Genomic DNA, 7,108 nt, shown 5'->3' with positions numbered 1-7,108 from the left:
CCATTGCCCCCTCTTTGTTCTGCTATCTAGTTCTTGGGGGGGGGGGGGGGGGGGGCCGCCCCCCCCCCCCCCCCGACCACTCACCTCAGACCTCTTCGACCGAGCTCGGCTCGCGCCGGGACAGGTCGATGCCCAGCTCCTCAGCGGCCCGGAACACCTCGTCGTCGGTCTCGCGCATTTCCAGGGCCACACCGTCGCTGGAGAGCACCTCAACGTTGAGGCACAGCGACTGCAGCTCCTTGAGCAGCACCTTGAACGACTCCGGGATGCCCGGTTCCGGGATGTTCTCGCCCTTGACGATGGCCTCGTAGACCTTCACCCGGCCGAGCACGTCGTCGGACTTGATCGTGAGCAGCTCCTGCAGGGCGTAGGCAGCGCCGTACGCCTGCATCGCCCAGCACTCCATCTCACCGAAACGCTGACCACCGAACTGCGCCTTACCACCCAGCGGCTGCTGCGTGATCATCGAGTACGGGCCGGTCGACCGAGCGTGGATCTTGTCGTCGACCAGGTGGTTGAGCTTCAGGATGTAGACGTAGCCGACCGCGATCGGGTCGGGCAGCGGCTCGCCGGAACGACCGTCGAACAGCTGCGCCTTGCCGGTACGCCCGATCAGCTGCTTGCCGTCCCGGTTGGGCAGGGTCGACTCGAGCAGGCCGGAGATCTCCTCCTCGCGGGCACCGTCGAAGACCGGGGTGGCCACGTTCGTGTCCCCCTCGGACTCGTGCGCGTCGATGGAGCGCAGCTGGCGCTTCCAGTCGGCGTCGTCACCCTCGACCTTCCAACCGGTCTTGGCGACCCAACCGAGGTGGGTCTCCAGCACCTGGCCGATGTTCATCCGGCTCGGCACACCGAGCGGGTTGAGCACGATGTCGACCGGGGTGCCGTCCTCCAGGAACGGCATGTCCTCGATCGGCAGGATCTTCGAGATGACGCCCTTGTTGCCGTGCCGGCCGGCGAGCTTGTCGCCGTCCTGGATCTTGCGCTTCTGGGCGACGTAGACCCGGACCAGCTCGTTGACGCCCGGCGGCAACTCGTCGCCGTCCTCGCGGGAGAACGTGCGCACACCGATGACCGTGCCGGTCTCGCCGTGCGGCACCTTCAGCGAGGTGTCCCGAACCTCACGCGCCTTCTCACCGAAGATCGCGCGGAGCAGCCGCTCCTCCGGGGTCAGCTCGGTCTCGCCCTTGGGCGTGACCTTGCCGACCAGGATGTCACCGGGGACGACCTCGGCACCGATCCGGATGATGCCGCGCTCGTCGAGGTCGGCGAGCATTTCCTCGCTGACGTTCGGGATGTCGCGGGTGATCTCCTCCGGACCGAGCTTGGTGTCCCGGGCGTCGACCTCGTGCTCCTCGATGTGGATCGAGGTGAGCACGTCCTGCTGCACGAGGCGCTGCGACAGGATGATCGCGTCCTCGTAGTTGTGGCCCTCCCAGCACATGAACGCCACCAGCAGGTTGCGTCCGAGTGCCATCTCGCCCTCGTCGGTGCACGGACCGTCGGCGATGACCTGACCGGCCTCGACGCGGTCGCCCTCGAAGACGACCGGCTTCTGGTTGACGCAGGAGCCGGCGTTGGAGCGGCGGAACTTGTGCAGCAGGTACGTCCGGCGGTGGCCGTCATCCTGGTGGATGGTGACGTAGTCGGCGCAGAGATCCTCGATCACACCGCCGACCTCGGCGACCACCACGTCGCCGGCGTCGACCGCGGCCCGGTACTCCATGCCCGTACCCACGAGCGGCGCCTCGGCCTTGACCAGCGGCACCGCCTGGCGCTGCATGTTCGCGCCCATCAGTGCCCGGTTGGCGTCGTCGTGCTCGAGGAACGGGATCATGGCGGTCGCGACCGAGGTCATCTGCCGGGGCGAGACGTCCATGTAGTCGACGGCACCGGGGAGAACGTCCTCGGTCTCGCCGCCCTTACGACGGCAGAGCACCCGCTCCTCGGCGAACGTGCCGTCAGCCTTCAGGCGCGCGTTGGCCTGGGCCTTGACGAACCGGTCCTCCTCGTCCGCGGTCAGGTAGTCGATCTGGTCGGTGACCCGACCCTCGACGACCTTCCGGTACGGCGTCTCGATGAAGCCGAACGGGTTGACCCGGGCGAAGGTGGACAGCGCGCCGATCAGGCCGATGTTCGGGCCTTCCGGCGTCTCGATCGGGCACATCCGGCCGTAGTGGGACGGGTGCACGTCGCGGACCTCGAAGCCGGCCCGCTCCCGGGACAGACCACCCGGGCCGAGCGCGCTCAGCCGACGCCGGTGGGTCAGGCCCGCCAGCGGGTTGGTCTGGTCCATGAACTGGGACAGCTGGGACGTCCCGAAGAACTCCTTGATCGCCGCCACCACCGGGCGGATGTTGATCAGGGTCTGCGGGGTGATCGCCTCGACGTCCTGCGTGGTCATCCGCTCGCGGACGACCCGCTCCATCCGGGACAGGCCGACCCGAACCTGGTTCTGGATCAGCTCGCCCACGGTACGGAGGCGCCGGTTGCCGAAGTGGTCGATGTCGTCGGCCTCGTAGCCGTCCTCACCGGCGTGCAGCCGGCACAGGTACTCCACGGTGGCGACGATGTCGTCCTCGGTCAGCGTGCCGGTGGTGATCGGCACGCCGACTTCGAGCTTCTTGTTGAACTTGTAGCGCCCGACCTTGGCGACGTCGTACCTCTTCGGGTTGAAGAAGAGGTTGTCGAGCAGGGTCTGGGCGTTCTCGCGCGTCGGCGGCTCGCCAGGGCGCAGCTTGCGGTAGATGTCGAGCAGAGCCTCGTCGGCGCCGGCGATGTGGTCCTTCTCGAGCGTGGTCATCATCAGCTCGGACCAGCCGAACCGCTCACGGATCCGCTCGGCCGACCATCCGATGGCCTTGAGCAGGACGGTGACGGCCTGCCGACGCTTGCGGTCGATGCGCACACCGACCGTGTCGCGCTTATCGATGTCGAACTCCAGCCAGGCACCCCGACTCGGGATGACCTTGACGCTGGAGAGGTCGCGGTCGGAGGTCTTGTCCGGCTCCTTGGAGAAGTACACGCCCGGAGACCGGACGAGCTGGCTGACCACGACGCGCTCGGTGCCGTTGATGACGAAGGTGCCCTTGGGCGTCATCATCGGGAAGTCACCCATGAACACCGTCTGGCTCTTGATCTCGCCAGTGGTGTTGTTGGTGAACTCCGCGGTCACGAAGAGCGGAGCGCAGTAGGTCAGGTCCTTCTCCTTGCACTCCTCGATCGAGGCCTTGACCTCGTCGAAGCGCGGCGCCGAGAAGGAAAGTGACATGGTGCCGGAGAAGTCCTCAATGGGACTGATTTCTTCAAGGATCTCCGCGAGACCCGAGCGTGCGTGCGGGTCGTCCGCCGACCGGCCCTGCCAAGCCTCGTTGCCGACGAGCCAGTCGAAGGACTCGTTCTGGATGGCAAGGAGGTTGGGGACCTCGAGGTGTTCGGTGATCCTGCCGAATGAAACTCGGCGGGGAGCGAATGCGCTCGACGTACGACTGGTCTTCGCAGGGCGGGAAGCTGCCAAGATGCGTCCTTCCGAGGACCGGTGCTGCAGAACGGCTGGTACGCGTGCACTCCAATGACCCCACCAGAAATATCCGTAAACGGACATTTCCGAGCAGGGGTCAAGTCGGAAGGCAGCGCAAACTAGCAGTGTAGCCGAGAGGCTAACCGCTGTCCAGCCCACCCCGCAGGTTGTTTGCGGAGCGCGCCTCGGCCCCCGTCAACCGGGGTCTGCCGGGCCGCTCAGAACGCAACTCCCCACTGGGCCGCTCGGGTTACCGCGGCCGATGGTGCCGCCGCTGTCATACCCACGTCGTGGCCGTCGCAAGCGCGGTGTCTTGCTGGTGTCAGGGTGCCTGGCAGGCCGGGGCCGCGTCAAGGGCCGGTATCCGGGTCGTCGGTTCTTTCCCACCTGAGGGCGATCCGGTCACTCGTGCGGGTGGTCCCGGGCTGGGCCACCACTGCCCAGCTCAGGACGGTTGTCGACCGGTCCACGAAACACGGCGGGCGGCGATCCGTGTCGGATCACCGCCCGCCGCGACGCGACCGTGTCCCGGCTCACCGAGCCGGGTACGCGCAGGTGGAGCTCAGGTCACTTGAGGGTGACCTTGGCGCCCTCACCCTCGAGCTTGGCCTTCGCCTTGTCGGCGGTCTCCTTGTTGACCTTCTCCAGGATGGCCTTCGGCGCGGACTCGACCGCGTCCTTGGCCTCCTTGAGGCCCAGGCCGGTCAGCTCACGCACGACCTTGATGACCTGGATCTTCTTGCCGCCGTCAGCCTCGAGGATGACGTCGAACTCGTCCTGCTCCGGCTCGGCCTCGGCAGCAGCGCCGCCGCCACCGCCACCCTGGGCGACCGCAACCGGAGCGGCAGCGGTGACCTCGAAGGTCGTCTCGAACTGCTTCACGAACTCAGAGAGCTCGATCAGCGTCATCTCCTTGAACGCGTCGAGCAGCTCGTCGGTGCTGAGCTTCGCCATATCTGGCGTCCTTTCCTGATTCTGTTAAGTAAGAACTGGTGCGCCGTGGGGGCCTCAGGCCGCCTCGGCGCCCTCCTTCTCGCGCTTGTCCTGCAGTGCAGCCGCCAGACGGGCGGTCTTCGACAGCGGGGCCTGGAACAGGGCCGCGGCCTTGCTCAGGTTGCCCTTCATCGCGCCGGCCAGCTTGGCCAGCAGCACCTCGCGGGACTCCAGGTCGGCGAGCTTCGTGACCTCGGCCGCAGAAATGGCCCTGCCCTCGAAGACGCCGCCCTTGATGACGAGCTTCGGGTTGGCCTTCGCGAAGTCGCGAAGCCCCTTCGCCGCCTCGACGACGTCGCCCGAAACGAAAGTCAGCGCGGTAGGACCGGTGAACAGCTCGTCGAGGCCGGTGATGCCCGCGTCCGTCGCAGCACGCTTGGCCAGCGTGTTCTTCGCGACCGTGTAGCTGGTATCGGCGCCGAGCGAGCGCCGAAGCTGGGTGAGCTGGGAAACCGTCAGACCGCGGTACTCGGTCAGCACGGTGGCGCCCGAGCTACGGAAGCTCTCGGTCAGCTCAGCGACGGCCGTGGCCTTGTCGGCCCGGATCGGCTTGTCCGCCATGTCCCTCCTCTCTCGTTACTCGAGGCTGGTCCCCATCTCGGCCGAAGCCGGAACGGGGGCGGAGGCAGCGCGACAACGAAAAAGCCCCGGCGCAGGGCGCACGGGGCGAGGGCCGGCGGATCATCATGGTCGGCGGACCACGTTCACTGCCGAGTTACGCTTGCCGCCCTACGCGGGTCGCCCGTTGTCGCGGGACCTTCGACCGTGCCGAAGCACGGTGACCAGCGGTCTCTGGGTGGTTCCTCATCCATGAGAACACGGATGACGTTTGAAGAGTACGCGCCCTGGTCACCAGCACCAAATCGCGCCCTGTGAGCCGCGCCACCGGCTCTGGTCAGCCCTCGGCCCGGCGCCGCCACAGGTAGCCGCCGACGACCGCGGCGCTCCAGGCCAGCGCCCACCCGCTCAGCCCCAGCAGGGTCAACGCGGCGGCCTCACCGCCGGTGGTCCGGGCGGCCGCCATGATCGGCGGTGCCAGCCAGGGGGCCACCGAGCCGGTCAGGCCGAACACCACAGCGCCGACCCCGCCGAGGGCCAGCACCGCGACGCCGTACCCGGCGCCACCCACCGACGCCCGGCTGGCCAGCGCCCCCAGCGCAACCGCGGCGGGTACGACCAGCAGGTGCGCCCACACGCCCAGCGCCAGCCCGACCGGAATCGACCGGTCTCCCGGGTCGATCGGACCGGACACCCCGCCGACCAGCCACGGAAAGAGCAGCGCGACGGCCACCGTCACCAGCGCCGCCACTCCGGCGGCGAGCAGCCCGGCCGACCGCTCCCGGGCCACCCCGACCGTCACCTGCGCCAGCCGACGCTGCACATCCGGCTCGACGTCCAACAAGATCTTGGTCTGCCAGGCGAGCACCGGGAAGAGCACCACCGCGGAGACGCCGTACGCCTCCGCCGGCTGGGCGCGGCCACCGCCGTAGAGGGTGCCGAGCGTGATCAGGCCGGCCAGCAACGGCGCCAGCGCCCGGCCGGTTCGCAGAAAACCGGCCAGCCGCATCCGGACCAGGGCAATCATCGGGCCTCCCCCGCGGCCGGCTCGATCACCGCGTCGGCGGCCTCCGGCTGCTCCGCTGCCAGCTCCCCGGCCACCCCGAGCGCCGGCTCGGCGGGTCGGGCAGCGCCGGCATCCCGAAACGGCTCGGCGGGTCGGGCCTGGGGTGCGGCGGTGGCGGCGTCGGAGCGTACCCGAAGCACCTGGTGGCCCTCGGCGCGCAAGCGGGCGACGGTGCCGGCGACCCGCGCGGCCGGCACCGCGACCTCGACCACCGCGATCGTCTCGTCCGCCGACGGCGTCTCCTCGGCGAGCGCGCCGTCGGCCACCACCCAGCGACGCGCGGCCGGCAGCCGGACCGTCTCGCCGCGATGGTCGCTGACCAGGACGGACCCGTCGGCGGCGAGCACCTCGGCGATCAGCTCGGGCACCAGCTCGCGGGCGGCGGCGTCCAGCCCCTCCCACGGTTCGTCCAGGACCAGCAGACCCGGTGGGCGCAGCATCGCCTGGGCGAGGCCCACCTTCTGCGCGGTGCCCTTGGACAGCTCCGGCAGCCGGACCGAGCGGAAGGCGGACAGCCCGAGCCGGTCGGTCCAGGAGGTCACCGCCTCGTCGGCCGCGGCCCTGTTCAGCCCCGCCACCCGGGCCATCCCGGTCAGATAGCGGGTCACCGTGAACGGTTGGTCAGCGGGGAAACGCTCCGGAACCCAGCCCACCCGCGCCGGCCGGTCGGTGACCCGGCCCCGGCCCGGCCGGAGCACCCCCGCGGCCACCTGGAGCACTGTCGACTTGCCCACCCCGTTGCGGCCCAGCACGACCGCCACCTCACCGGGGCCGATCCGCACGTCGATGCCCTGCAGCACCCACGGCCCCCGCCGGTGGTACCGCAACCAGACGTTCTCCAGCCGCATGAGGTCGAGCCTGCCACACCGGGAACGCGCCGGGGCGCCCCCCAAGGCGTGGGCGGGCCCCCGGGGGTGCGTAGAGGGAAGATAGGCGCGGGCGGGGACGGCGCAGAGGGGGTGCGCAGGGTT

General features: G+C 69.4%; 5 protein-coding genes. All 5 read right to left on the bottom strand.

Going from position 1 to position 7,108, the window contains the following annotated elements; translation table 11 throughout:
- Nucleotides 1-85 precede the first annotated feature (85 nt).
- The 5 genes from ABZU52_RS16225 to ABZU52_RS16205 all read right to left on the bottom strand — a co-directional run bounded on the left by ABZU52_RS16225 (nucleotide 86) and on the right by ABZU52_RS16205 (nucleotide 6,985).
- Entirely contained in the window at nucleotides 86-3,517 is a 3,432-nt protein-coding gene (locus tag ABZU52_RS16225) for a DNA-directed RNA polymerase subunit beta (RefSeq protein ID WP_354971842.1), read from the bottom strand.
- 570 nt (nucleotides 3,518-4,087) lie between these two features.
- Nucleotides 4,088-4,474, bottom strand: a complete 387-nt coding sequence (gene rplL / locus ABZU52_RS16220; RefSeq protein ID WP_354971841.1) for a 50S ribosomal protein L7/L12 — start codon at nucleotides 4,472-4,474, stop codon at nucleotides 4,088-4,090.
- 54 nt (nucleotides 4,475-4,528) lie between these two features.
- A complete protein-coding gene (gene rplJ, locus ABZU52_RS16215; protein WP_354971840.1) occupies nucleotides 4,529-5,074 on the bottom strand; it encodes a 50S ribosomal protein L10 in 546 nt (181 codons plus the stop codon).
- A gap of 334 nt (nucleotides 5,075-5,408) precedes the next feature.
- Nucleotides 5,409-6,098 (bottom strand): hypothetical protein, encoded by a 690-nt coding sequence (locus ABZU52_RS16210; RefSeq protein ID WP_354971839.1) that lies wholly within the window; start codon nucleotides 6,096-6,098, stop codon nucleotides 5,409-5,411.
- Nucleotides 6,095-6,985, bottom strand: a complete 891-nt coding sequence (locus ABZU52_RS16205; protein ID WP_354971838.1) for an ATP-binding cassette domain-containing protein — start codon at nucleotides 6,983-6,985, stop codon at nucleotides 6,095-6,097. The genes ABZU52_RS16210 and ABZU52_RS16205 overlap by 4 nt, the downstream gene beginning before the upstream one ends.
- Nucleotides 6,986-7,108 lie beyond the last annotated feature (123 nt).

It is taken from the genome of Micromonospora sp. NPDC005220, from assembly GCF_040607895.1.
Classification (GTDB): Bacteria; Actinomycetota; Actinomycetes; order Mycobacteriales; family Micromonosporaceae; genus Micromonospora.
This window is presented reverse-complemented; position numbering and strand designations above follow the sequence as displayed.

Coding starts and splice junctions, on each gene's coding strand:
- rplL (WP_354971841.1), bottom strand. CDS start 4,474: ATGGCGAAGCTCAGCACCGACGAGCTGCTCGACGCGTTCAAGGAGATG.
- rplJ (WP_354971840.1), bottom strand. CDS start 5,074: ATGGCGGACAAGCCGATCCGGGCCGACAAGGCCACGGCCGTCGCTGAG.
- ABZU52_RS16210 (WP_354971839.1), bottom strand. CDS start 6,098: ATGATTGCCCTGGTCCGGATGCGGCTGGCCGGTTTTCTGCGAACCGGC.
- ABZU52_RS16205 (WP_354971838.1), bottom strand. CDS start 6,985: ATGCGGCTGGAGAACGTCTGGTTGCGGTACCACCGGCGGGGGCCGTGG.